The sequence below is a fragment of the Phytobacter ursingii genome, from assembly GCF_001022135.1.
Classification (GTDB): Bacteria; Pseudomonadota; Gammaproteobacteria; order Enterobacterales; family Enterobacteriaceae; genus Phytobacter; species Phytobacter ursingii.
Genome location: NZ_CP011602.1, coordinates 5,008,340 through 5,031,566, shown reverse-complemented (window position 1 = coordinate 5,031,566; position 23,227 = coordinate 5,008,340). Strand labels below are relative to the sequence as shown.

The 23,227-nt window shown below is 51.3% G+C and carries 25 protein-coding genes; 6 read left to right on the top strand and 19 right to left on the bottom strand.

The annotated features are described in order from the left end of the window. Positions 1-12 precede the first annotated feature (12 nt). From gntK to AB182_RS27225, 4 genes are all read right to left on the bottom strand, one after another. The gene (gntK, locus tag AB182_RS27240; RefSeq protein ID WP_047372800.1) at positions 13-534 is read right to left on the bottom strand and encodes a gluconokinase; all 522 of its coding nucleotides are present in this window, start codon (positions 532-534) and stop codon (positions 13-15) included. Positions 535-670: 136 nt separating this feature from the next. Next, a complete protein-coding gene (gene gntR / locus AB182_RS27235; RefSeq protein WP_047372799.1) occupies positions 671-1,666 on the bottom strand; it encodes a gluconate operon transcriptional repressor GntR in 996 nt (331 codons plus the stop codon). Positions 1,667-1,768: 102 nt separating this feature from the next. Beyond that, complete coding sequence (locus tag AB182_RS27230; RefSeq protein WP_047372798.1) at positions 1,769-2,464, bottom strand: pirin family protein; 696 nt, start codon at positions 2,462-2,464, stop codon at positions 1,769-1,771. Positions 2,465-2,587: 123 nt separating this feature from the next. After that, positions 2,588-3,625: an oxidoreductase gene (locus AB182_RS27225; protein ID WP_047372797.1), complete on the bottom strand. Its 1,038-nt coding sequence runs from the start codon at positions 3,623-3,625 to the stop codon at positions 2,588-2,590. 298 nt (positions 3,626-3,923) lie between these two features. Between AB182_RS27225 and AB182_RS27220 the strand changes: the two genes are divergently transcribed. The 4 genes from AB182_RS27220 (at position 3,924) to AB182_RS27205 (ending at position 6,736) form a co-directional block, all read left to right on the top strand. Then, positions 3,924-4,565, top strand: coding sequence for a polymer-forming cytoskeletal protein (locus tag AB182_RS27220; protein WP_047372796.1), 642 nt, complete (start codon positions 3,924-3,926; stop codon positions 4,563-4,565). 216 nt (positions 4,566-4,781) lie between these two features. Next, complete coding sequence (yhhY, locus tag AB182_RS27215) at positions 4,782-5,270, top strand: N-acetyltransferase (RefSeq protein ID WP_047372795.1); 489 nt, start codon at positions 4,782-4,784, stop codon at positions 5,268-5,270. A 149-nt stretch (positions 5,271-5,419) separates the two neighbouring features. Then, positions 5,420-5,899 (top strand): Hcp family type VI secretion system effector, encoded by a 480-nt coding sequence (locus AB182_RS27210; protein WP_047372794.1) that lies wholly within the window; start codon positions 5,420-5,422, stop codon positions 5,897-5,899. Continuing rightward, entirely contained in the window at positions 5,900-6,736 is an 837-nt protein-coding gene (locus AB182_RS27205) for a DUF4225 domain-containing protein (protein ID WP_047372793.1), read from the top strand. 4 nt (positions 6,737-6,740) lie between these two features. Here the strand turns inward: AB182_RS27205 and AB182_RS27200 are convergent, their stop codons facing one another. The 4 genes from AB182_RS27200 to ggt all read right to left on the bottom strand — a co-directional run bounded on the left by AB182_RS27200 (position 6,741) and on the right by ggt (position 10,288). Next, complete coding sequence (locus AB182_RS27200) at positions 6,741-7,169, bottom strand: hypothetical protein (protein ID WP_047372792.1); 429 nt, start codon at positions 7,167-7,169, stop codon at positions 6,741-6,743. A 161-nt stretch (positions 7,170-7,330) separates the two neighbouring features. Beyond that, entirely contained in the window at positions 7,331-7,756 is a 426-nt protein-coding gene (locus tag AB182_RS27195; RefSeq protein ID WP_047372791.1) for a hypothetical protein, read from the bottom strand. A 161-nt stretch (positions 7,757-7,917) separates the two neighbouring features. Continuing rightward, positions 7,918-8,343, bottom strand: coding sequence for a hypothetical protein (locus AB182_RS29810; RefSeq protein WP_052958931.1), 426 nt, complete (start codon positions 8,341-8,343; stop codon positions 7,918-7,920). A 190-nt stretch (positions 8,344-8,533) separates the two neighbouring features. Next, entirely contained in the window at positions 8,534-10,288 is a 1,755-nt protein-coding gene (gene ggt, locus AB182_RS27185) for a gamma-glutamyltransferase (RefSeq protein WP_047372790.1), read from the bottom strand. A gap of 121 nt (positions 10,289-10,409) precedes the next feature. On the opposite strand from ggt, the gene AB182_RS27180 reads away from it, so the two are divergent. Further along, positions 10,410-10,862, top strand: a complete 453-nt coding sequence (locus AB182_RS27180) for a DUF2756 family protein (protein WP_047373461.1) — start codon at positions 10,410-10,412, stop codon at positions 10,860-10,862. Here the strand turns inward: AB182_RS27180 and ugpQ are convergent. The 10 genes from ugpQ to livK all read right to left on the bottom strand — a co-directional run bounded on the left by ugpQ (position 10,859) and on the right by livK (position 21,038). Continuing rightward, on the bottom strand, positions 10,859-11,599 hold the full coding sequence (ugpQ, locus tag AB182_RS27175; protein WP_047372789.1) for a glycerophosphodiester phosphodiesterase: 741 nt from the start codon (positions 11,597-11,599) through the stop codon (positions 10,859-10,861). The two genes, AB182_RS27180 and ugpQ, sit on opposite strands and share 4 nt — an antisense overlap. After that, positions 11,596-12,669 carry a sn-glycerol-3-phosphate import ATP-binding protein UgpC gene (locus tag AB182_RS27170; RefSeq protein ID WP_047372788.1) on the bottom strand — a complete coding sequence of 358 codons (1,074 nt, stop codon included), beginning with the start codon at positions 12,667-12,669 and terminating at the stop codon, positions 11,596-11,598. The genes ugpQ and AB182_RS27170 overlap by 4 nt, the downstream gene beginning before the upstream one ends. A 1-nt stretch (position 12,670) precedes the next feature. Next, the gene (ugpE, locus tag AB182_RS27165) at positions 12,671-13,516 is read right to left on the bottom strand and encodes a sn-glycerol-3-phosphate ABC transporter permease UgpE (RefSeq protein ID WP_047372787.1); all 846 of its coding nucleotides are present in this window, start codon (positions 13,514-13,516) and stop codon (positions 12,671-12,673) included. Further along, positions 13,513-14,400, bottom strand: a complete 888-nt coding sequence (gene ugpA, locus AB182_RS27160) for a sn-glycerol-3-phosphate ABC transporter permease UgpA (protein ID WP_047372786.1) — start codon at positions 14,398-14,400, stop codon at positions 13,513-13,515. Before ugpA ends, ugpE begins: the two co-directional genes overlap by 4 nt. A gap of 128 nt (positions 14,401-14,528) precedes the next feature. Continuing rightward, on the bottom strand, positions 14,529-15,845 hold the full coding sequence (gene ugpB, locus AB182_RS27155) for a sn-glycerol-3-phosphate ABC transporter substrate-binding protein UgpB (RefSeq protein ID WP_041851342.1): 1,317 nt from the start codon (positions 15,843-15,845) through the stop codon (positions 14,529-14,531). Positions 15,846-16,076: 231 nt separating this feature from the next. Beyond that, complete coding sequence (gene livF / locus AB182_RS27150) at positions 16,077-16,790, bottom strand: high-affinity branched-chain amino acid ABC transporter ATP-binding protein LivF (protein WP_047372785.1); 714 nt, start codon at positions 16,788-16,790, stop codon at positions 16,077-16,079. Between the two features lies 1 nt (position 16,791). Then, entirely contained in the window at positions 16,792-17,559 is a 768-nt protein-coding gene (gene livG, locus AB182_RS27145) for a high-affinity branched-chain amino acid ABC transporter ATP-binding protein LivG (RefSeq protein WP_047372784.1), read from the bottom strand. After that, entirely contained in the window at positions 17,556-18,833 is a 1,278-nt protein-coding gene (locus tag AB182_RS27140; RefSeq protein ID WP_047372783.1) for a high-affinity branched-chain amino acid ABC transporter permease LivM, read from the bottom strand. Before AB182_RS27140 ends, livG begins: the two co-directional genes overlap by 4 nt. Beyond that, positions 18,830-19,756 (bottom strand): high-affinity branched-chain amino acid ABC transporter permease LivH, encoded by a 927-nt coding sequence (gene livH / locus AB182_RS27135; RefSeq protein WP_047372782.1) that lies wholly within the window; start codon positions 19,754-19,756, stop codon positions 18,830-18,832. Before livH ends, AB182_RS27140 begins: the two co-directional genes overlap by 4 nt. Positions 19,757-19,928: 172 nt before the next feature. Beyond that, positions 19,929-21,038 (bottom strand): high-affinity branched-chain amino acid ABC transporter substrate-binding protein LivK, encoded by a 1,110-nt coding sequence (livK, locus tag AB182_RS27130; protein WP_047372781.1) that lies wholly within the window; start codon positions 21,036-21,038, stop codon positions 19,929-19,931. A 427-nt stretch (positions 21,039-21,465) separates the two neighbouring features. On the opposite strand from livK, the gene panM reads away from it, so the two are divergent. Then, on the top strand, positions 21,466-21,858 hold the full coding sequence (gene panM, locus AB182_RS27125; protein ID WP_047372780.1) for an aspartate 1-decarboxylase autocleavage activator PanM: 393 nt from the start codon (positions 21,466-21,468) through the stop codon (positions 21,856-21,858). Between the two features lie 132 nt (positions 21,859-21,990). Here the strand turns inward: panM and AB182_RS27120 are convergent, their stop codons facing one another. Beyond that, positions 21,991-23,094, bottom strand: a complete 1,104-nt coding sequence (locus AB182_RS27120) for a branched-chain amino acid ABC transporter substrate-binding protein (protein ID WP_167337910.1) — start codon at positions 23,092-23,094, stop codon at positions 21,991-21,993. Positions 23,095-23,227: the final 133 nt, after the last annotated feature.

The window sequence follows — 23,227 nt, the reverse complement described above, 5'->3', positions numbered from 1 at the left end:
AACGAACTGCCTTTATTTGTTAATCACTTCAATTGTGCTGGCGACAACACCGTCCAGTGGCTGGTCAATATCGACGATCAACACGTCGCGCTCATCCGCACCCGGCTCTTCCAGGGCTTCAAACTGGGTCACCAGCATTTGCGTTTTAAAGAAGTGTCCTTTACGCGCTTTCAGGCGGCTTTCGATAACATCGAAGTCCCCTTTCAGGTAGATAAAGGAGAGGTTAGGGTTACCATCACGGAGCAGGTCGCGGTAACGCTTTTTCAGCGCCGAACAGACAATCAGCGACACTTTGTTGGTACGCTGCATTGCAAAGGCCGCATCGTTGAGCGCCTGCAACCAGGGTTTGCGGTCATCGTCATTCAACGGCTCGCCTGCGGCCATTTTCATGATATTAGCGCGTGGATGAAGGAAGTCGCCGTCAAGAAACGCGGCATGGAGTTGATGCGCCACTTCACTGGCGACGGCGGATTTACCACTGCCAGATACGCCCATCAGGACATAGACGTGGTGATCATGGTTAGTCGTGCTCAAAGCGTAGCTCCCACAGGTACAAAGTGAATTGTTACGGGTAACAGTTATCGGTAACATTGTCCTGCCGGGATAATGGATAAGCAATAACCATTCGTGCCAGAAGTGAATAAGTGTGAGCTACTTCAAATTTGTCAGACTAAATAGATCCACCCGGTGACAATGTGAAACCTAAATCTAACAATTTTGGCGTAACAGATTCACCACGAATGCGCGCCAGCAGGCGTTCTGCGCCAATACGCCCCATGCGTTCACGCGGCGTAAGCACGCTCGCCAGACGCGGCTCCATTACCTGGCCAATGTCGTGACCGTGGAACCCGGCGATCGCCATATCATCAGGAATTTTGAGTCCCAGACGCTGGCATTCGAACGCCGCGCCGACCGCCAGGTCGTCGTTGGTACAAAAAATTCCATCCAGTTGCGAGTATTCGCGACGCGCCTGCCGCATGAGCTCAATGCCCGCGGTATAGGAGGAGGACTGTTCTACCATCACGCTGTATGGCGTCAGACCCGCATCAAGCATCGCCTGCTCATACCCCTTCTGTTTGATAATAGTACGTTCGTCGAGACGTGCGCCCAGGTAGGCCACCCGGCGATGACCACGTTCAATAATGGCTGCCGTCATCTGCCGTGCCGCTTCAAAGTTGTCGAAGCCAACGGCGATATCCAGACAAGGCGATTTGCTGTCCATCAGTTCAACCACCGGGATACCGGCCACTTCAATCATTTTCAGCGTGCGAGGGGTATGCGTACGTTCAGTAAGGATAAGACCGTCGATATTCCATGACAGCATGGATTCAAGCCGCTCTTCTTCCAGTTCAGGTTTATAGCCAAAGTGTGCCAGCATGGTTTGATAGCCAAACGCATCCGTCACGCTTTCGATACCGCGTAGAACCTCTGCGAAAACCTGGTTAGTTAAAGAGGGAAGCAGCACACCAACCGCACGGCTGGTGGCATTGGAGAGGATATCCGGAGCCCGATTCGGAATGTAGCCCAGTTCATCAAGTGCAGCCGCTATTTTAGACCGAAGCGCCACGGAGACCTGCTCCGGGTTGCGTAAAAATCGGCTGACCGTCATTTTGGTCACGCCAACGCGATCGGCCACATCCTGAAGTACGGGTCTTTTCTTTTTCATCGTCCTGAATTGATAAACGGGGAAACATCAGGCCAGTTTATCACGGACAAAGCGCAACCTTCTGGTGTTAACCGGAAGGTTGCGTCATTTATTTAAGCCCGATCAAACTGGCGGCAGGTCGAAGAGTAAAATTTCACTGTCGCTATCGGCATGAATGGACAGAGCCTGCTCGTCCCAGATAGCCAGGCCATCGCTGGTGGTCGCTTTCGTTCCGTTAATGGAAACCTCGCCTTTCACCACCTGAATCCAGATTTTGCGGTCTGCAGAAACCTGATACACAGACTGCTCATCTTTCAACAGCGCCCAGCGATAAAGCTCCATGTCCTGATGCACTTTCAGCGAACCATCACGCGCGTCCGGCGACAGAACCAGTTGGCGGCCCTGCGTTGCATCAAAGCGACGCTGTTCATAACGCGGCGTGATGCCATTTTCTTGCGGAATAATCCAGATCTGGTACAGACGCAGCGGTTCAGTAGCGCTCGGGTTGTACTCTGAATGCCGCACGCCAGTACCTGCGCTCATTATCTGGAATTCGCCTGCCGGGACCTGCTCTTTATTGCCCATGCTGTCCTGATGTTCAACCGCGCCTTGCAGTACATATGTCAGGATTTCCATATCTTTATGGGGATGAGTACCAAACCCCTGCCCGGCGTCAATCACGTCGTCATTAATCACGCGCAGTGCAGAAAAACCCATAAAGTTTGCATCGTAATAGTTGGCAAACGAAAAGGTATGCCAGGAGTCCAGCCAGCCATGATTTGCATGGCCACGGTCGTTTGCTTTGCGTAAGTAAATCATGTTTTCACCCTCATGTTCGTTTCGATGGGGTAAGTGTGGACCCGATCGCTGACCAATCATAGAGGGTGAAAATTGACTCCTCTGTTCAAAAATTATGAATGACTTCCGATAGCGGAAGACCGCTCATTTTGCGAGGGTTACCGTCGCGGGAGAGGCCTGTTCAAAGGCACGTTCCAGGATCTCCAGGTTGGTCAGAACATCAGATTCCTTGACGTAATTATCCGCCCCGGCAGTCAATGTGGCATAGAGCGCATCATAGACCCGACCATAGTCACCGATTTCCGGTTTCAGTTCCTCACGCACCGTTTCACCTGCGTCATTCACATACTCCAGCACACCGACACTGTCATCTGCCGCAAACCCCGCATCTCCGGGCATGATATTGGCCTTCAGGCTGGTCTCCTGCTGGTCGATGCCGTACTTGATGAATGATCCTTTGCGGCCATGGACAATAAACTTCGGATAGTCGATTTTGACCAGGTAGCTGGTTTTCACGATAGCTTTCAGGTCGCCATAAAAGAGCTGAGCTTCAAAGGTATCATCCGGATTGGCCTTGTTACGCAGGCTACGAATGTCATATGCCACATGGTCCGGGCGACCAAACAGTGAAATAATTTGATCCATCGTATGCACGCCAAGGCCATAGAACGACCCGTCCTGCGGCAGGCCCGGTTTCGTTTCCGCAATCGGGCGGTAGTAATCAAAATGGCTCTCTACTTCAACGATTTCACCTAACTTGCCGCTTTCAATGGCTTTTTTGGCTGTCAAAAAACAGGAGTCAAAGCGGCGATTCTGATACGGCGTAACGATCAGACCTTTACTTTTCGCCAGTTCAAAGAGAGTCACTGCTTCGGCAATCGTCGGTGTAAATGGCTTCTCAACCAGCACATTTTTCCCGGCTTCCAGCGCCCGTTTCGCATACTCAAAATGGCTGTCCGCGTGGGTACAAACGATGACCAGCCTGACCTGCGGATCATTAAGAACCTCATCAAAATCGCTGGTGAAGTGAATGTGCTGATACTGCGGCTGCTGTTCTTCCGGTTTCGCATGGCGGCGAAAGATATGCGCCACATGCCAGGTATCTTTGCGATTGAGAACGTAAGGGAGGTGGTAGCGGGTGGTACTTTTACCAAAGCCGATAAATGCGCAATGCAGAGTCATAATGCTGTCCTTGTTTAGCGTCGCAGCCTTAAACCTTAGCGCAAGACGCCCACGGATAAAAACCGCCGCCATCAATGAACAAGATATTCAGCCACAGCATTGCAACCTTACCATCTATATTCTGGAATTATAAAAGCAGAATAAACAATCACTTTCATTCTTAAAATCCCCTACCACATCTTGATCTCTTCGCCCAAATTGCTGATAAAAGTGCCGCGAAAAGCAGGATGTTTCGCGCGATAACAGGTCAGCCACGCATGGCGCTGACTGCAATAGAAAGCGGCCCAGGGAATTATGCATGGACAGAAAATATCTCCTGCTAAACATCACCCTTCTGGTCTGGTTGTTTGCGCTGTTGGCATGGTGCGTTGGCGCATCAACGCTGGCGCAAAGCGCAGGACTGCTGGCTTTTGCCTTCTTTAGCGCTTTTATCCTCAGAGGATTAATTACAGGTATGTTCAAAAAACATAAAAACAGCGAAAACCAGGGCGCAATCGTCACCACGCCCTCCCCCGATAACCAACATCCGGCGCAGAAAGAGACTCGTACGGTGATCGCCTGCGATGTTCACCTTGAAGGCAATATCACCTCATCCAGCCCGGTTTATGTTTATGGCAGCGTACGTGGAGATATCAACGTAAAAGAGAGTCTGGTCAACGTCATGCGTGAAGGACGGGTTGATGGGAATATTAACTGTCAGGAACTGATTATCGACGGCACCGTGACAGGTCAGTGTACAGGTGATGCGGTAGATATTGCCGAAAACGGTACGTTAACCGGCACGCTCGCCTATCACTCGCTGAGCGTAAAGCAGGGTGGCACCTTTACCGGCCAGGCAGAACTGCGTGCCCCACGGCATGAACAGACGAACGTTGTAGGGCTGGTACTCGACGCCACTACGGATAGTGTAAGCAAAAAGGTTGAGGAAAAACGCAGGTAAAAAAAAAGCCAGCACCCGGCTGGCTAAGAAATACTGGAAGCAATGTGAGCAATGTCGTGCTTTCAGGATTACCGTATCGGTTTCCCTGAACGCATGGCAATAATAATCATTATCATTCGCACTTGTCTACCCCTTTTTTGCAAAAAATGGCAGTTGACGCACTTTGCAAAGTCCATGATGTTGAAGAGGCAACTTCACCAACAGAGGAAAAAAGGAATGAGTAACATTGTGATACGCCATATTGAAGCCAGCGATGCAGAAGCATTACGCCATATCAATTCACATCCTGGGGTGTATCACGACACGCTACAAATTCCTCATCCTTCCATGGCAATGTGGCAAGAAAGGGCCGCCGTCAAACCAGGCCGACGCCACCTCGTCGCCTGTATTGATAAAGAGGTCGTCGGACACCTGGCTCTGGATATCATGGAAAACCCCCGGCGCGGCCACGTTGCCACTTTTGGTATTGGTGTTTCAGCCGAAAAACAGGGGCGCGGCGTTGGCAGTGCGTTGATGCATGAAATGGTCAATCTGTGCGACAACTGGCTGCGAATAGAACGTATTGAACTGACCGTCTTCGTTGATAATGCCCCGGCGTTGACGCTGTATCAGAGGTTCGGTTTTAAAATTGAAGGCACCGGAAAGCGCTTCGCCCTGCGCAATGGCGAGTATATTGATGCCTATTTTATGGCGCGGATAAAATAATCCCTTTCTCTCTCTTTTGAAAAAGAGAGAGAAAGTTTTTTAGGTACATAAATATTATTTATAAATCTATTCATAAAATAAATGTTTAATCTGTTCTGGACACGGCGCCAATAAAAAGAGTAAATAAATATTTTTAGCAGGAGGCTAAAATGGCAAACATTATTTATCTTTCTCTTCAGGGCTCGCAGCAAGGATTGATTTCCGAAGGGTGTTCAACACAGAAATCCATTGGCAATAGTTATCAATTGATGCACGAGGATGAAATCTTCATCTATGAATTAACCAGCGAGATAACGCGTGAACAAAATGTATTAATGCAGCCAGTTGAAATCAGAAAGCCCATCGATAAGTCCACGCCACTGTTAGCCAATGCCATAAGTAAAAATGAAGAGCTTGAATGTCTTTTTAATTTTTATCGTTCAAGCCGTGGCGGAGGCATGGAACATTATTTCCAACTAAAACTTGTCAAAGCAAAAATAAATCATATTCGTTTTTATTATCCTAATTCCCTCACCCATAATGACAGCCAACCTCAGGAGAGCGTCTCCTTTGTCTATGAATCGGTGGTATGGGAGCATGTTGCCGCAGGGACAAGCGCATGGAGCCTCTGGGAAGAAAGGATATTTTAAATGGGAACATCAGCGATCAGTTATTTAAGGCGGGATCTGGAACAGTACGCGTTAGCGCTTCGCCGTGTGGCAAACCTGGCCTCGGTATTTTTTATAGATTCATCGATATCAAGAATGGATTATATTCAGGAGATCGAAAATGTCATCATCGATATCACTCGTCGATTTAACAGTACGTTTGATATAAATGAACGAATCAGGTTAATCAATGAGCTTAAGTTTGAGTTCGAGTTAGCTGAAAAAGAGTATCAGAGCCTGCGGCGAGGCGATTATCACAAGTATATCATCACCGATATATTTGAGGATCAAGGTATCTTAAAATACGCTAAGATAGCCGGAGGGGTTGTTTCCGGCGTGGGGCAGATTTTTGGTGCGCGGGGTGTTTACAAGTTTGGCAATACGGTCCATTCTAAACGAATAAAAGGCATAAGCGTGGTGATAGCTGGGCATGGTTTAAATAATATTTATGAAAGTATTACGCCTTTACTCTACGATCAACAGAAGCCATGGATAATACGTAAGACCTATCGTTTTATTGCCCAAAAAATGGGCTATGATATCGATGAAGGCGACCTTGCTTATAGCTCAGTAGACTTTGCCGTTACCGCCTATGCAGCCTATTCCGGCATGAAAATCGTGCCCAATAAAAACTCGCTGGCGTTACGCTCCTGGGGAGACAAGCCCGGAACCGGACGGCTTTATAAAGCCGTTTCGCAGGACTTCAGAAACGCATTCTCATTAAAACCAACGCCATTGAAAATTTATCAGGTTGGCGACTCGTTGAGAAAATTTAAGGCCACCTTTATCGATGATGAATATCGATATGGAAAGCCTTAATTGACTATATGGACCAGTTGATTTCCCAGTCATCAGGTAGCCTTTTCGGTACCGGAATTTTATACCTTAAGCATTTCGCTCTGATTAATGACATTTTAAAAATAAGCATAGCCGGAAACCGGGTTTGTCTGGCGTCGACGTATAAAAATCCAAAAAAAGTTATTATAATTATAAACCCAGTAATAATAAGACCTTTTATAATTTCATCCCGAAACACAGCATTAGCAATTGCGGAAACGAACACTACTAAAAACAGGAAGTTACCACTTGAACAAAACTCTGCAAGACTCAGAATAACAAAGGGTAAACGCTCCCTTTCATTTTGGTGCCTTGTCGCCGCCCGCGCATTTTTCCGCATCTGTAAATATCTGTTTTTAAGATAGAAAAGATCCTTCTTCGTTAAAACGGATAAAATCACCTGATTAGCGTCCATGTACATTCTCCTGGCCTGTCCTTTTGCTGATGCTTAATACAGCGTAAAAAAAGCATCTTCGTTGAAACCAACACCTGAATTTATTTCAGACTAACGCCTCGCGGCAAAAATTTAAGGCAACATTCTAAAAGGCGAATATCGACTTAAAAAGCCTTTGCCCACTATATAGGATAAATTTCCCAGTCATCAGGGAGGCTTTGCGGCACCGGAATTTTATACCTTAAGCATTTCGCTCTGATTAATGACATTTTAAAAATAAGCATAGCCGGAAATCTGGTTTGTCTGAAGTCGGAATATAAGCAGCAAAGAATAACCATCATAAATGTAATCGCAGTACAAATCAGACCTTTCAATACTTCATCCTGAAAAAAAGCAGAGATAAAGAAGATAAACCCTAGTGATGAAAACATTAAATTACCACTTGAACAAAATTCTGCAAGACTCAGAATAACAAAGGGTAAATGCTCCCTTTCATTTTGGTGCCTTGTCGCCGCCCGCGCATTTTTCCGCATCTGTAAATATCTGTTTTTAAGATAGAAAAGATCCTTCTTCGTTAAAACGGATAAAATCACCTGATTAGCGTCCATGTATATTCTCCTGGCCTGTCCTTTTGCTGATACTTAATACAGCGTAAAAAAAGCATCTTCGTTGAAACCAACACCTGAATTTATTTCAGACTAACGCCTCACGGCAAAAACTTAAAGCAACATTCTAAAAGGCGAATATCGACTTAAAAAGCCTTTTCCCACTATATTGTATAAATTTCCCAGTCATCAGGGAGTCTTTGCGGAACCGGAATTTTATACCTCAAACATTTCGCCCTGATTATTAAAATTTTTAAAGCAAGTATGCATGGAAACCTGGTATGTCTGACGCCGACGTATAAAAAGCAAAGAATAATCATTATAAATGTAATGCCACTACAAATTAGACCTTTCAATACTTCATCCTGAAAAAAAGCATAAATAATAAAAATAAAACCGATCGATGAAAACATGACGATGCCACTTGAACAAAAATCCGCAAGGCTCAGAATAACAAAGGGTAAATGTTCTCGTTCGTTTCGGCGTTGTGCCGCCGCCCGCGCATTTTTCCGCATCTGTAAATACCTGTTTTTAAGATAGAAAAGGTCATGCTTAGTTAAAACGGATAAAATCACCTGATTAGCGTCCATGTATATTCTCCTGGCCTGTCCTTGGTGCGCATGTTTAAAACATGGCTAATCCGACCTAACCATCATTGAAACAAAAACGCTAATTCCCTGCAAGGGAATATACTTCGTTGATACAACTAAGAATATTTCAGGCTGGCTGTGAATTCATTCATATAATAAATGGCCCTTTCCCATAAAAGGGCCATTTCGCTTAATACCCCGCCGTTAAATCATCCACCGTACGTGGGTCAGACGCACCATACAGCGTGCCGTCCGGGCCAACCATAATGCTCTGCGTGCTGCCCATCGCCTCTTTCACGGCAACCTTTTGCCCTTTCTGCTCAAGCAGCTTGAGAGTATCCGGGCTAAAGCCTTTTTCGACGCGCAGTTCATCCGGCAGCCACTGATGATGGAAGCGCGGTGCATTGGTCGCTTCGGCGACGTTCATCCCAAAATCGATGCTGTTTACTACAATTTGCAGCACTGTTGTGATGATTCGACTACCACCAGGGCTGCCTGTGACCAGCCATGTTTTTCCGTCTTTCACTACGATAGTCGGCGACATAGAAGAGAGAGGACGTTTGCCCGGCCCTACCGCATTTGCATCGCCCCCCACCAGTCCATACACATTCGGAACACCCGGTTTGGCAGAGAAGTCGTCCATTTCGTTGTTCATCAGGATGCCGGTATTCCCCGCCACAATCCCGCTGCCAAAGGTGGTGTTGAGGGTGTAGGTCACCGCAACGGCATTCCCGTCTTTATCCACCACTGAATAGTGTGTCGTCTGGTTACTCTCGTAGGGCTCAAGCTTGCCCGGACGAATCTGGCTCGATGGCTTCGCTTTGTTGACGTCAATTTGCTGGGCCAGCGATTTTGCATAATCCTTGTTGGTCAACGCCTGCCAGGGCACCTTCACAAAATCCGGGTCGCCAAGATATTCAGACCTGTCGGCATAGGCGTACTTTTCTGCCTCAGCCATCACCTGCAAAGTATCCGCGCTGCCGAAGCCATATTTTGCGAGATCAAAGTTCTCAAGAATATTGAGGATCTGCACAATATGGATCCCCCCGGAAGAAGGCGGCGGCATGGAGAAAATCTGGTAGCCGCGGTAGTCACCGCTGATCGGTATGCGCTCAACGGCTTTATAATTAGCCAGATCTTCTTTCGTGATTAGGCCGCCGTTTTTGCTCATCTCCTGGGCAATCTGATCGGCAATCGCCCCTTTATAGAATGCATCCGGCCCTTTTTCGGCAATCATCTCCAGACTCTTTGCCAGATTAGCCTGAATCAGTTTGTCGCCTTTTTTCAGCGGTTCGCCATCTTTCCAGAAGATAGCTTTGCTGTTTTCATGATTTGGCAGTACTTCACTGCCATAGGTTTTGAGATCGTCAGCCAGCGCGTCATTCACTACGAAGCCCTGCTTCGCCAGCTTAATCGCGGGTTGTACGACTTTATTCAGCGGCAATGTGCCATATTTTTCCAGCGCCAGCGCAAAGCCCGCCACGGTGCCAGGCGTACCGGAAGCTAAGTGTGACGTGAGAGATTTTTTGCTGTCCGGGTTGCCCTGGTCGTCAAGAAACATATCGCGCGTTGCGGCTGCCGGGGCCATTTCACGAAAATCAATAGCCGTCGTTTTGCCGTCTTTAGTGCGGATCATCATAAACCCGCCGCCACCAAGATTACCGGCCTGCGGGTGCGTCACGGCCAGCGCATAGCCAACCGCCACAGCCGCATCCACGGCGTTGCCCCCCTGCTTAAGGATATCGACGCCAACGCGGGTGGCGGTTTCGTCAACGGACGCCACCATCCCCTGCTTCGCACGAACCGGATGAAAGACATCCGCCTCAACGCCATATGACACCGGAGCCGGGGCCGCCACGGGCGGAGGTGCCGCCGCAACGCTAAAACATCCTCCCGCCATCAGAGCGGCTATCGCCACCCAACGCGCAAACTTCTGTTTCATCATCGTCGTTCTCCTGAGAAGGGGCAACAGTCCCCGCTTAAGCCTGGTTCAGAACTCCTAAAAGATCATCGTAATGCGTGAAACGGAGTAAACTTAAAGGAAGCCTCAGAAGGAGGAGATGATGATGAAACGACTATTTATTCTGGCCGCATTCTTGCCATTGACCGCTTTCGCACAGCCGCTCAACACCACCAATAACCCGAATCAGCCGGGTTACCAGATACCGAGTCAGCAGCGAATGCAGACGCAAATGCTCAATCAGCAACAGCAGCAAAAAGGGATGTTAAATCAGAATTTGCAGACGCAGACCCGCCTGCAACAGCAGCATCTGGAAGCGCAGATTAATAATAATTCCCAGCGGGTAAGGCAGGCACAGCCGGGGGAGCTCGATCCGAATACCCAGCAAATACTCCCCAATACAAACGGCGGCATGTTGAACCAAAGCGCTAACAACGATGCGACACTGGGCCAGCAGCAACATATGCTGCCCGCGAACCAGACAGGCAGCAGCATGCTGAATCAAAGCCATGTCAGCACGCCGCAAGCCAATATACCGCTAAAAACCGTTGCGCCTTAAGGCTGAAAATCTGGCCCGATGACGGCAATATTGTCAGTACAGATGCAATCAACGCCCCAGCGTAGCAACTCGGATGCGCGCTGAGGGCGGTTGACGGTATAAACCAGAATGCGTAATCCAGCGTCCCGCAGCATATCCACTCGTTCTTCATCCAGAAGCGTGTGATTAAGATGGATGGAAAAACACTCCAGACGGCTGGTCAATTCCCGCCAGTCGTCGCGCCATTCATCCAGTAGCAACCCACGCGGTAATTCCGGCGCTGCCGCCATTGCCGCTTCCAGCGCATCGATTTCAAACGACGACAGCAACGGTGTCGGCATATCAGCCCAGAGTTCACGCGCGGCTAACGCCACCACTTTACCCGTCAGCGGGCCAGTGCCGGTCGTCGGTTTAATTTCGATGTTGGCCATCATGCCGTACTGACGGCAACGGTCGGCAACTTGCGACAGCAGCGGCAACGGTTCATCTTTGAATTCGCCGCTAAACCAGCCACCCGCATCAACTTTCAGCAGATCGCTCCATTCCAGCTCCCCGGCAATACCCCAGCCGTTGCTGGTACGTTCGAGATTATCGTCATGCAGCAGAAAAATATGCCCGTCTTTCGACAACTTCGCATCGAATTCGATCATCGTGTGACCATAGCGGGCACCCACATCAATGGCCGCCAGGGTGTTTTCCGGGGCGAGTTTACCACCGCCACGATGGGCGGCGACGTGGGGGTAAGGCCAGTTACTCATACACGTTGTCCTGTTTCACCGTCAAAAAGGTGCAGGTGATTCTCCGGCAAATGCAGCCACAACGTGCTGCCCTGCTGCGGCCTGTCCTGATGTGCAAGACGCACCACCAGCTTGTGATCGCCCCAGCGACCGTGAGCCAGATTGTCTGCGCCAAGCATCTCAAGCGTATCCATCACCAGCGGTACGCCACCTGCGGACTGAGAGCTTAACGCAATATGTTCCGGGCGGATACCCAGCGTCATTTTACGCCCGGCATAACCCCGGTAATACCAGTTAATGGGCAGCGCCATCCCGCTTTCTAACTCAAAATGGGTGCCGGTGCTGCTGATACGCCCATCAAGCAGGTTCATGGCCGGGCTGCCGATAAAGCTCGCCACAAAGCGGCTGGCCGGTTTTTCATACACCTCAACAGGCGTGCCGATCTGTTCCGCCACGCCTTTATTCATCACCATAACACGCTGCGCCAGCGTCATTGCTTCTACCTGGTCGTGGGTTACGTAGAGCGAGGTCGTTTTCAGGCGACGATGTAAATGCTGTAATTCGAGCCGCATCTGGACGCGTAGTTTCGCGTCCAGGTTTGATAACGGTTCATCAAACAGGAACACCGCCGGATCGCGCACAATGGCACGTCCCATCGCCACACGCTGACGCTGACCGCCGGATAACTCGCGCGGGCGGCGCTTTAACAGACCATCGAGCTCCAGAATACGGGCCGCCTCTTTCACGCGTTCGGCAATGTGCTCTTTACCCATGCCGCGAATTTTCAGCCCCCAGGCCATGTTCTCTTCCACGCTCATATGCGGGTAGAGCGCATAGTTCTGGAACACCATCGCAATACCGCGATCTTTCGGTTCTGTTTCTGTTACGCGCTGGCTATCAATCCAGATATCGCCTGTACTGACGCGCTCAAGGCCGGCGACCATGCGGAGCAGCGTCGACTTTCCGCAACCGGATGGCCCAACCATCACAATAAATTCGCCGTCTGCCACATCCAGCGTCAACGGCTGAATAACCTGCGTTTTGCCGTTATCCCAGCTCTTGGTTACGGCCTGTAGTTTTAATCCTGCCATCTTATTTCTCACTGTCGACCAGGCCACGCACAAACGCACGCTGCATGGCAAAAACGATAACGACCGGGGGAATCAGCGTGAGCAGCATGGCCGCCATTACCTGGTTCCATTGTGTGGTGCCTTCACCTACGGCGATCATGCCTTTGATGCCCGCGACAGCGGTGCCCAGATTGACGTCGCTGATGATAAGCAGGGGCCATAAATACTGGTTCCAGCCGTAGATAAAGGTAATGACAAACAGCGCCGCCAGATTGGTTTTTGACAGCGGCAGCACGATATCCCGGAAAAAGCGCATCGGTGAGGCGCCATCAATACGCGCCGCTTCCATCAGCTCATCCGGCAGCGTCATAAAAAACTGGCGAAAGAGGAATGTCGCCGTAGCCGAAGCCATCAGCGGTAGCGTTAACCCGGTGTAGCTGTCGAGCATTTTCAGGTTCGCAATCACTTCCACCGTCGGGAAAATACGCACTTCAACCGGCAGCATCAGGGTGATAAAAATCATCCAGAAAAAGAGGTTACGTAGCGGAAAGCGGAACCAGACGATGGCAAAGGCGGAGAGCATCGAGACGGCGATTTTCCCCACGGTAATAGAGAACGCCATGATGAAGCTGTTAAGCATCATCAGCCAGAACGGCGCACTGTTAACGCCAACGCCGTTAACCCAAATCGCTTTCATATTTTCCAGCAGGTGCGTGCCGGGAATCAGGGTCATTGGCGTTTCATAAACGGCGTTGTTATCCAGCGTTGCCGCCACAAAGGCGACATACAGCGGAAACAGGATCGTCACAATGCCCAGAATAAGCAGAAGGTGGCTGAAAAAAGTCAGCCCGGGACGATTCTCAATCATTGGTAGCGTACCTTGCTTTCAACATAACGGAACTGAACGACCGTCAGCACGATCACCAGGAACATCAGCACCACGGACTGTGCAGCGGAAGCGGACAGATCCAGACCGGCAAAACCTTCACGGTAAATCTTATAAATCAGCGTGGTCGTTGCCTGTACCGGGCCACCCGCCGTCGCGGCATCAATCACCGGGAAGGTATCGAAAAAGGCATACACCAGGTTGACCACCAGCAGGAAGAAACTCACCGGGGCAATCAGCGGCAACGAGAGCTTAAAGAAGCGTCGAATCGGCCCTGCGCCGTCAATCGCCGCCGCTTCCACCAGGGAACGGGGAATAGATTGCAGCGCAGCGAAGAAGAATAAAAAGTTGTAACTAATCTGCTTCCAGATAGAAGCAAAAACCACCAGGAACATGGCCTGTCCACTGTTTTGCGCATGGTTCCAGTTATAACCAAATTGTTCAAGAAAGTGGGTTATCAAACCGCGACCAGGGTTGAAGAGAAATATCCACAACACCGCGGCGACGGCCGGGGCGACGGCATACGGGAGCAGCATTAACGTCTGGTATACACGGCTGCCGCGTACCACGTTGTCGACCAGTGCGGCAAAGAACAGGGACGAGAACAGGCCAAAAAAGGTGACCAGCGCGCTAAAACGCATCGTTGTCCAGAAGGACTCAAGGTAATAGCCGTCATGGAACAGGGCCACAAAATTATCAAGGCCCACGAACTGACTCGACAGGCCGAACGGATCAACACTTTGTACCGAATACCACAGCGCTTCGCCTGCAGGCCAGATAAAGAAAATAACGGTGATAACCAGTTGAGGCGCGACCAGCAGGTAAGGCAGCCAGCGGGAACGAAACACCGGACGGGATGAGGACATGAGGTTACTCTTTGGCTAAACGTTGCTGAATGCACTCCCGGATGGCGGCGCAAGCGCCTTATCCGGGCTACTTAATGATGTAGCCCCGGTAAGCGCAGCGCCACCGGGGAACATCCAGCACCTTTACATTAAGACTTAGTCGACTGCTCGAAGCGGCGCAGCAGTTGATTACCACGTTCGACCGCCGAATCCAGCGCCTGCTGTGGCGTTTTCTTGCCGGTCCAGACGCTTTCCAGTTCTTCATCCACAATGGTACGAATCTGCGGCATGTTGCCCAGACGCAGACCTTTGGTGAATGGCAACGGCGGCTTGTTCAGCATCTGGCGCGTCGCGATATCCGCACCCGGGTTCTTGTCATAGAAGCCTTCTTTACGGGTCAGATCGTATGCCGCAGTAGTAATCGGCAGGTAGCCGGTTTTCTGGTGCCATTCAGCGGCGATTTCCGGTTTAGCCAGGAACTCAAGGAACTGCGCAACACCGGTATAGGTCGGCTTGTCTTTACCCTGCATAACCCACAGGCTGGCCCCGCCGATGATGGCGTTCTGCGGCGCGCCTTTCACGTCGGCGTCGTAAGGCATCATGCCCACACCGTAGTTAAATTTGGCGTAATGACGGATATCCGCCAGCGAGCCAGAGGACGCAGTGGTAATCGCACAGTCGCCGTTATAAAACTTCTCAGTAGACTCGTCTTTACGACCGAAATAGCTGAAATCGCCCTTCTTGTTCAGCTCTTCGAGCATGGCGATGTGTTTCACCTGCTCCGGTTTGTTGAACTCCAGAACCGCATCCGTACCGTCGAAACCGTTGTTTTTGGTCGCAACAGGCAGGCCGTGCCAGGCGCTAAAGTTTTCAATCTGGATCCAACCCTGCCAGCCGCTGGCGTAACCGCACTTCATCCCTGTTGCTTTCAGTTTGGCCGTGTATGCAGCCAGATCCTGCCAGGTTTTTGGCGGTTGCTCGGGATCCAGACCCGCTTTTTTGAAAGCATCTTTGTTGTAGTACAGCACCGGTGTGGAGCTGTTGAACGGCTGGGACAGCAGGTGACCCGTTTTTGAATCGGTGTAGTAACCGGCAACGGTCGGCACAAACTGGGATTCATCAAAGTTGATACCGGCGTCTTTGAACACTTCGTAGACCGGCTTAATGGCTTTCGATGCCATCATGGTCGCCGTCCCTACTTCGTAAACCTGCAGCAGGGCCGGCGCATTACCGGTACGAAACGCTGCGATACCCGCACTCAGGCTCTGCTCGTAGTTACCTTTGTACACCGGCACAATTTTGTAATCCGGGTGGGTGTCGTTAAAACGTTGCGCCAGGGAGTCAACTTCTTTGCCTAACTCGCCTTCCATGGAATGCCAGAATGGGATTGTCGTGACAGCCATTGCGTTGCCTGCAAAGATCAACCCAAGAGCCAGTCCTAAAGCTGTGTGTCGTAACGGTGTCATTCGGTTTTCTCTCTTGTTGTGCCGGATGCGCGATATCACGCGTTTTATGCTCGCGAGGTAACATGACATGCTCGAATGACAGAAAAATAACCTTTTAATTACAATAAGGTGACAGCCAGGCGTCAGAGAGATGATGGTTGTGTGAAGGGGTTTTTAGGGTTGGGTGCAGCCTGATGCCCTCACCCCGCCCCTCTCCCACGGGGAGAGGGTTAGGGTGAGGGGGAAACGCGATCAACCGCCAAGATAGGCGCTACGCACCGCTTCGTTCGCCAGCAGCGCATCGCCGGTATCTTCCAGTACGACGTGGCCGTTTTCCAGCACATAGCCGCGATCGGCGAGTTTCAGCGCCTGGTTGGCGTTCTGCTCGACGAGGAAGATTGTCATCCCATCTTTACGCAGTTGTTCGATGGTATCGAAAATCTGCTGAATGATGATCGGCGCAAGCCCCAGTGAGGGTTCGTCCAGCAGCAGCAGGCGCGGCTGGCTCATTAACGCGCGACCAATCGCCAGCATCTGCTGTTCGCCGCCGGACATCGTGCCCGCACGCTGAATCCGACGTTCATGCAGACGAGGGAACAGCTCGTAGACCCACTTGATGCGATCCTGAAACTGGTCACGGTCGGCAAAGAAGCCGCCCATCGCCAGGTTCTCTTCCACGGTCATACGAGAAAAGACACGGCGCCCTTCCGGCACAATCGCCACCGCTTCACGCATGATTTTCGCCGTCTGCCAGTCGGTAATGTCTTTGCCATCAAACACGATACGACCACTGGTTGCACGCGGATCGCCGCACAGGGTACCCAGCAGTGTGGTTTTACCCGCGCCGTTGGCGCCGATCAGGGTAACAATCTCACCCTGATTGATATGCAGGCTGACATCGTGCAATGCCTGGATTTTGCCGTAGTGGGCGCTAACTTTGTCAAAGGACAACATGACTTTTTCCATCTTATGCCTCACCGAGGTATGCACGGATCACGTCCGGGTTATTACGAATTTCTTCCGGCGTACCGTTAGCCAGCGGCGTCCCCTGGTTGACGACATAAATACGATCGGAGATCCCCATCACCAGCTTCATATCATGTTCGATGAGCAAGATGGTGGTGTTGTGGTTGTTACGCAGCTCAACAATTAACTCGTCCAGCTCTTTGGTTTCTTTCGGGTTCAGACCTGCCGCCGGTTCATCCAGCATCAGGATTTCCGGCTGTGTCACCATGCAACGGGCAATCTCCAGGCGACGCTGGTCGCCATAGGCGAGGTTGCTTGCCTGGCGGTTGGCATGCTCAAGCAGACCAATACGCTCAAGCCAGGTGGCGGCGCGATCCAGCGCTTCACTTTGCGCGCGGCGGAAAGACGGTGTTTTCAGCAGGCCGGAGAACACACCGGTTTTCAGTTGCTGATGCTGTGCCACCAGCAGGTTTTCAATCACCGTCATTTCACGAAACAGTCGTACGTGCTGGAAAGTACGAACTACACCCATGCGTGCGATTTGCTGACCTGGCAACCCTTCCAGGTGCTGCTCGCGTAGCATGATGGTGCCGCCCGTCGGTTTGTAGAAACCGGTCAGGCAGTTAAAGACGGTGGTTTTGCCCGCACCATTCGGGCCAATCAGCGAAACGATCTCCTGCGGATGTAAATCCAGCGCCACGTTGTTGACGGCCAGCAGGCCGCCAAAACGCATCATCAGGCCGTTTACGGATAACAATGGCTGACTCATGCCTGCTCTCCCTTTGCCTGACCGTTTTTCAGTTTCAGTTGCGGACGGGTCATCGGCAGCAAGCCTTGAGGACGCCAAATCATCATCAGTACCATCAATCCACCCAGCATCAACATGCTGTACTCATTGAAATCACGCATCAGCTCACGGGAAACCACCAGCAGAATCGCTGCCAGGATAACCGCAAACTGCGAACCCATACCGCCCAGAACCACGATTGCCAGCACAAATGCGGACTCCGCAAAGGTGAAGGACTCCGGGCTGACAAAACCCTGGCGTGCAGCAAACAGCGTACCGGCAAAACCCGCAAACGCGGCGCTGATAGTGAACGCGGTCAGCTTGATGCGGGTCGGGTTGAGGCCCAGAGAGCGGCAGGCAATTTCATCTTCACGCAGCGCTTCCCAGGCGCGACCGAGCGGCATACGCAGCAGACGGTTAATCACAAACAGGGTAACGATGACCAGCAGCAGCGCAACCATATAAAGGAAGACGACACGGTCGCTGGGATCATAAGGCACGCCAAAGAAGTTGCTGAACGTATCCCAGCCGCCCTCGCGCGCGGTACGGCTAAACTCCAGTCCGAACAGCGTCGGCTTTGGAATCTGGCTGATCCCGTTCGGACCACCGGTAATTTCAGTGTTGTTCAGCAGCAGAATACGGACGATTTCGCCGAAACCGAGGGTGACAATCGCCAGGTAATCTCCACGCAGACGCAGTACCGGGAAGCCCAGCAGGAAACCCGCTGCCGCTGATACCAGGCCCGCCAGCGGCAGACATGTCCAGAAACCAAGGCCGTAATAGTGGTTCAGCAGCGCGAAGGTGTAAGCGCCAATGGCGTAGAAACCGCCATAACCCAACACCAGCAGACCGGACAGCCCCACCACCACGTTCAGCCCGAGGCCGAGGATGATATAAATCATGGTCATGGTGGCGATATCCACCGTACCGCGCGAAACCACAAACGGCCATGCTACGGCAGCAACCAGCAGGGCCACCAGGAAGAGTTTCTGTTTAACGGTCGAACCGTCGATCGCCGGCAGAATGAATTTCGGCCCCGAGACGTTTTTCAGGGTTTTCTGGTAAACCGGGCGCAGTAGCTGGAAGAAAAAGACCACGGCAGTACCAATGAACACCCACTCCCAGCGAATACTCGCCGCGGTGTTCACCACCAGTTTGGTACCATCCAGCTCTAACTGTACGCCCATAAAGACGGACGCCAGCACAAAAAACAGGACGGCTGAGAGCAACGCCATCGCAAAATGCATTGGTTTCATACTTTTTCAACCTCCGGGCGACCCAGGATACCGGTCGGCATCACCAGCAGCACGATGATCAGCAGGGCAAACGCCACCACGTCTTTATATTCCGTACTCAGGTACGCCGAGGAGAGTGCTTCGGTGATGCCCAGAATCAGGCCGCCGATCATCGCACCCGGAATGCTACCGATACCGCCCAGTACCGCTGCGGTAAAGGCTTTCATCCCCGCCATAAAGCCGATATAGGGGTTGATTACGCCATAGAACTGACCGAGCAACACACCCGCCACTGCCGCCATCGCTGCGCCGATCACAAAGGTCAGGGCAATCACGCGGTCAGTGTTGATACCAAGCAGGCTCGCCATTTTCAGGTCTTCTGAACAGGCGCGGCAGGCGCGCCCCATGCGGGAATAACGGATAAACACCGTCAGCGCAAGCATGGAAACAAAGGTCACAATCCAGATAACCAGCTGCATAGTCGTGATGGTGGCAGCGAAATTATCACTGCTGCCGACCGTCCACTGGCCGTTAAACAGGCTCGGCAACGCGACGTCACGTGAACCTTCGGTCAGGCTGACATAGTTTTGCAGGAAGATTGACATGCCGATGGCGGAAATCAGTGCAATCAGGCGTTTGGAGTTGCGCACCGGCCGATAGGCCACACGCTCAATACTCCAGCCATACGCGCTGGCAATGACGATAGCGCCGACAAAGCCTGCGGCAATCAGCAGCCAACTGGCGTCGATACCCATCATCATCAAAGCGGCAATAATCATAAAGGAGACATAACTGCCGATCATATAGACCTCGCCATGGGCGAAGTTGATCATGCCGATAATGCCATACACCATGGTGTAACCGATGGCGATCAATGCATAGGTGCTTCCCAGCGTCACGCCGTTAAACATCTGCTGCAAGAAATAGAGAAACTGCTCGGACATAACGTAACCTTTCTAAACCCGACAAGCCGGGATGTTGAACCCCCACTCGCCATAATTCGAGTTGCAGGAAGGCGGCAAGTTTGTTCAGCCCGGAAGCGTACAAGTCATACGTGACCGGGGTGGATAAACGCAGCCAACGCATCTGCGGCGCGAAATATGATAAGTGGTTGCCTTATTTGGCTACCGTGGACGAACCATCGGCATGCCACTGGAAGACTCCGAAATCAAATCCTTTCAAATCGCCTTTCTCATCCCAGTTCAGCGGCCCAATGACGGTTTTAGCTCCGTTAGCTTTTAAATCTTTTACCAGCACGAGCGGTTCATCACTGCCAGAACGCGCCATTGCCTGTGCCAGAGACTGTACTGCGGCATAGGTGATCCAGACATACGGACCACTCGGGTCTTTCTTCTCGGCTTTTAACGCGTCGACGATGGTCTGGTTAGCCGGATCCTGGTCGTAACGCTTCGGCATCGTCACCAGCATGCCTTCCGCCGCATCGCCCGCGATGTTGGAAAGAGATGCATTCCCTACGCCTTCTGGCCCCATAAACTGGGTCTGCAGACCATTCGCACGCGCCTGACGCAGAATCTGCCCCATTTCCGGGTAATAACCACCGTAGTAGACAAAATCGATATTTTCTTTCTTAAGGCGGGCTACGAGAGCAGAGAAATCTTTCTCACCGGCGGTAATGCCGTCGAAGAAGACGATATTCGCGCCACCGGCTTTCAGCCCTTCCTGAACAGAACGCGCCAGGCCTTCACCGTACTGCTGCTTGTCGTGAATGATGGCAATGCGTTGCGGCTTAACCGTGCCGAGGATATATTTCGCGGCGGTCGGCCCCTGAGACGAGTCCAGGCCTGCGGTACGCATAATGTGCTGATAGCCGCGCTGGGTCAGTTCCGGGTTAGTCGCCCCGGGGGAGATCATCAGGATGCCTTCGTCCTCGTAGATGTCAGACGCAGGCTGCGTTGACGATGAGCAGAGATGTCCAATTACGTATTTGATACCGTCGTTAACGACTTTGTTCGCCACCGCAACGGCTTGTTTCGGGTCACAGGCGTCGTCATATTCCACAGCGACCAGTTTGTCGCCCTTAACGCCGCCTTTAGCGTTGATATCTTTGATAGCCTGGCGCGCACCGTTGAACTCCATATCGCCCCATTGAGCAATCGGACCGGACATCGCCCCCACAACCGCAACTTTTATATCCTTCGCCATGGCCGCGTGAGACATCGCAAGTGCAACCATCCCCGCGATTAATGTCTTCGCGTTCCTTCTCATTCTGAAATCCTCGTTCGTGATGTCGTGTGTAAATATATTGTTTTTTTATGGTTAAAAAGCATTCTGTACTTTTTATAGACAACGCTATTTTTACCAGCGCCATGAATGGTTTAGCGCAGTTTTTTGGCAAAAACCAGACTAAATACTCTATTTTTCAGGCGATTAAGCAGAGATAATATTCTGAATTACGCTGGAGATAAACCAAAAAAGTTCAGTTTACAGCATAAAATAATGGCACAAAGAGCGGAATAAAACGCTACCTTTCAGGGGAAAATGCTGCCTGTTTTTCGATCCCTAATGTTTAAATCTGCCGCAACGCCTGGCTCAAAAGTAATCGCCTGCAAACCGAAAAATGAAAAAGTAACAGCCTGCGTCAGAGGAAATTGTTTACACTGCAAATATCTTTTGAGACATGGACAAGCTGTGAATGAAATTGACCATTATCCGTCTGGTAAGTTTTACCGAGCAGGATCATATTGATTTAGCTAAAGTCTGGCCTGAATACTCCCCTGCCTCGCTGGAGGTTGACGAAACACATCGCATTTATGCGGCGCGTTTTAACGACCGATTACTAGGCGCTGTTCGTGTGACCCTGAGTGGCACTCAGGCTGCTCTGGATTCGCTGCGCGTGCGTGATGTCACCCGTCGCCGCGGCGTTGGCCAATATTTGCTCGAAGAAGTGATCCGCGATAATCCTGCTATTACTACCTGGTGGATTACCGAAGCCGGCGTGGAAGATCGCAACGTGATGGCCGCATTTGCTCAGGCAATGGGCTTTACCGCTGAGCAAGATGGCTGGGTAAAACGCGTCAGCGCGTAAGAAAGTAGTCCGGATAAGCGCAGCGCATCCGGGGAAGTAGGTCTGTGCGGTCTGATGCCCTCACCCCGGCCCTCTCCCACAGGGAGAGGGCGCAAACATTAAAAAAGGCAACTTGCGTTGCCTTTTTACTGTTTATTTGGCGTCAGTGGCGGTGCCATTCGCATGCCAGGTGAACACGCCGAACTCAAAGCCTTTCAGGTCACCCTTCTCGTCCCAGGACAACGGCCCCATAACGGTCTCAACAGAGTTGCCTTTCAGCCAGGTCGCGATAGCCGCCGGGTCAGAAGACTGGTTCAGGCCAGCAGCCAGAGACTGCAGCGCGGCGTAGGTGGTCCATACAAATGCGCCGCTCGGATCCTGTTTCTTCGCTTTGATCGCTTCTACGATAGGTTTGTTCGCCGGAACCTGATCGTAGTTCTTCGGTTTGGTCACTAACATGCCTTCGGCAGAATCGCCCGCGATGTTAGACAGGGAAACGTTCGCTACGCCTTCCGGACCCATAAATTTAGTTTGCAGACCGGCAGCACGAGACTGACGCAGGATCTGGCCCATTTCCGGGTGATAGCCACCGTAGTAAACGAAGTCGATGTTTTCTTTTTTCAGACGCGCAACCAGCGTGGAGAAGTCTTTCTCGCCAGCCGTGATACCGTCAAAGAACACCACGTTCGCGCCGCCTTTTTTCAGGCCATCCTGTACGGCACGCGCCAGACCTTCACCGTACTGCTGTTTATCGTGGATAACAGCAATGCGCTGCGGTTTAACGTGTTCCAGAATGTATTTTGCCGCAGTCGGGCCCTGATCAGAATCCAGGCCGGTGGTGCGCAGAGTCAGTTTATAGCCGCGAGCCGTCAGCTCCGGAGCCGTCGCTGCTGGCGTAATCATCAGAATACCTTCGTCTTCATAAATATCGGACGCAGGCTGGGTAGAAGAGGAGCACAGGTGACCAATAACGTATTTGATGCCGTCGTTAACCACTTTGTTCGCTACTGCAACAGCTTGTTTCGGGTCGCAGGCATCATCATATTTGGTGATAACCAGCTTGTCGCCTTTGATACCGCCTTTGGCGTTGATATCAGCAACAGCCTGCTCAGCGCCAGTAAACTCCTGATCACCGTATTGCGCAACCGGGCCAGACATCGCACCCACGACAGCGACTTTAATATCTTTCGCGAATGCCATGTTGCTCATCGCTAACGCGACACATCCTGCCAGTAACGCTTTACCCTTCATTTTCATCCTGAGATTCCCCATTGTTTATGGTGATTGCATTTGTTGTGATGTTGTTATTTGACACATTATTTTGCTGACGGTCATAAGCAAAGAATATGATAGTAGCCAGCAGGGATGCCGCCCGTGTCTTGGCAGCATT

Bases quoted from the DNA above. Each gene is read 5' to 3' on its own strand.
- livF (WP_047372785.1), bottom strand. From the start codon at position 16,790: ATGGAAAAAGTCATGTTGTCCTTTGACAAAGTTAGCGCCCACTACGGC.
- AB182_RS27200 (WP_047372792.1), bottom strand. From the start codon at position 7,169: ATGGACGCTAATCAGGTGATTTTATCCGTTTTAACGAAGAAGGATCTT.
- AB182_RS27120 (WP_167337910.1), bottom strand. From the start codon at position 23,094: ATGAAAATGAAGGGTAAAGCGTTACTGGCAGGATGTGTCGCGTTAGCG.
- AB182_RS27220 (WP_047372796.1), top strand. From the start codon at position 3,924: ATGGACAGAAAATATCTCCTGCTAAACATCACCCTTCTGGTCTGGTTG.
- AB182_RS27170 (WP_047372788.1), bottom strand. From the start codon at position 12,669: ATGGCAGGATTAAAACTACAGGCCGTAACCAAGAGCTGGGATAACGGC.
- AB182_RS27230 (WP_047372798.1), bottom strand. From the start codon at position 2,464: ATGATTTACTTACGCAAAGCAAACGACCGTGGCCATGCAAATCATGGC.
- AB182_RS27210 (WP_047372794.1), top strand. From the start codon at position 5,420: ATGGCAAACATTATTTATCTTTCTCTTCAGGGCTCGCAGCAAGGATTG.
- ggt (WP_047372790.1), bottom strand. From the start codon at position 10,288: ATGATGAAACAGAAGTTTGCGCGTTGGGTGGCGATAGCCGCTCTGATG.
- AB182_RS29810 (WP_052958931.1), bottom strand. From the start codon at position 8,343: ATGGACGCTAATCAGGTGATTTTATCCGTTTTAACTAAGCATGACCTT.
- yhhY (WP_047372795.1), top strand. From the start codon at position 4,782: ATGAGTAACATTGTGATACGCCATATTGAAGCCAGCGATGCAGAAGCA.
- livK (WP_047372781.1), bottom strand. From the start codon at position 21,038: ATGAGAAGGAACGCGAAGACATTAATCGCGGGGATGGTTGCACTTGCG.
- livH (WP_047372782.1), bottom strand. From the start codon at position 19,756: ATGTCCGAGCAGTTTCTCTATTTCTTGCAGCAGATGTTTAACGGCGTG.
- ugpQ (WP_047372789.1), bottom strand. From the start codon at position 11,599: ATGAGTAACTGGCCTTACCCCCACGTCGCCGCCCATCGTGGCGGTGGT.
- livG (WP_047372784.1), bottom strand. From the start codon at position 17,559: ATGAGTCAGCCATTGTTATCCGTAAACGGCCTGATGATGCGTTTTGGC.
- panM (WP_047372780.1), top strand. From the start codon at position 21,466: ATGAAATTGACCATTATCCGTCTGGTAAGTTTTACCGAGCAGGATCAT.
- AB182_RS27180 (WP_047373461.1), top strand. From the start codon at position 10,410: ATGAAACGACTATTTATTCTGGCCGCATTCTTGCCATTGACCGCTTTC.
- gntR (WP_047372799.1), bottom strand. From the start codon at position 1,666: ATGAAAAAGAAAAGACCCGTACTTCAGGATGTGGCCGATCGCGTTGGC.
- ugpB (WP_041851342.1), bottom strand. From the start codon at position 15,845: ATGACACCGTTACGACACACAGCTTTAGGACTGGCTCTTGGGTTGATC.
- AB182_RS27225 (WP_047372797.1), bottom strand. From the start codon at position 3,625: ATGACTCTGCATTGCGCATTTATCGGCTTTGGTAAAAGTACCACCCGC.
- AB182_RS27140 (WP_047372783.1), bottom strand. From the start codon at position 18,833: ATGAAACCAATGCATTTTGCGATGGCGTTGCTCTCAGCCGTCCTGTTT.
- ugpA (WP_047372786.1), bottom strand. From the start codon at position 14,400: ATGTCCTCATCCCGTCCGGTGTTTCGTTCCCGCTGGCTGCCTTACCTG.
- AB182_RS27195 (WP_047372791.1), bottom strand. From the start codon at position 7,756: ATGGACGCTAATCAGGTGATTTTATCCGTTTTAACGAAGAAGGATCTT.
- AB182_RS27205 (WP_047372793.1), top strand. From the start codon at position 5,900: ATGGGAACATCAGCGATCAGTTATTTAAGGCGGGATCTGGAACAGTAC.
- ugpE (WP_047372787.1), bottom strand. From the start codon at position 13,516: ATGATTGAGAATCGTCCCGGGCTGACTTTTTTCAGCCACCTTCTGCTT.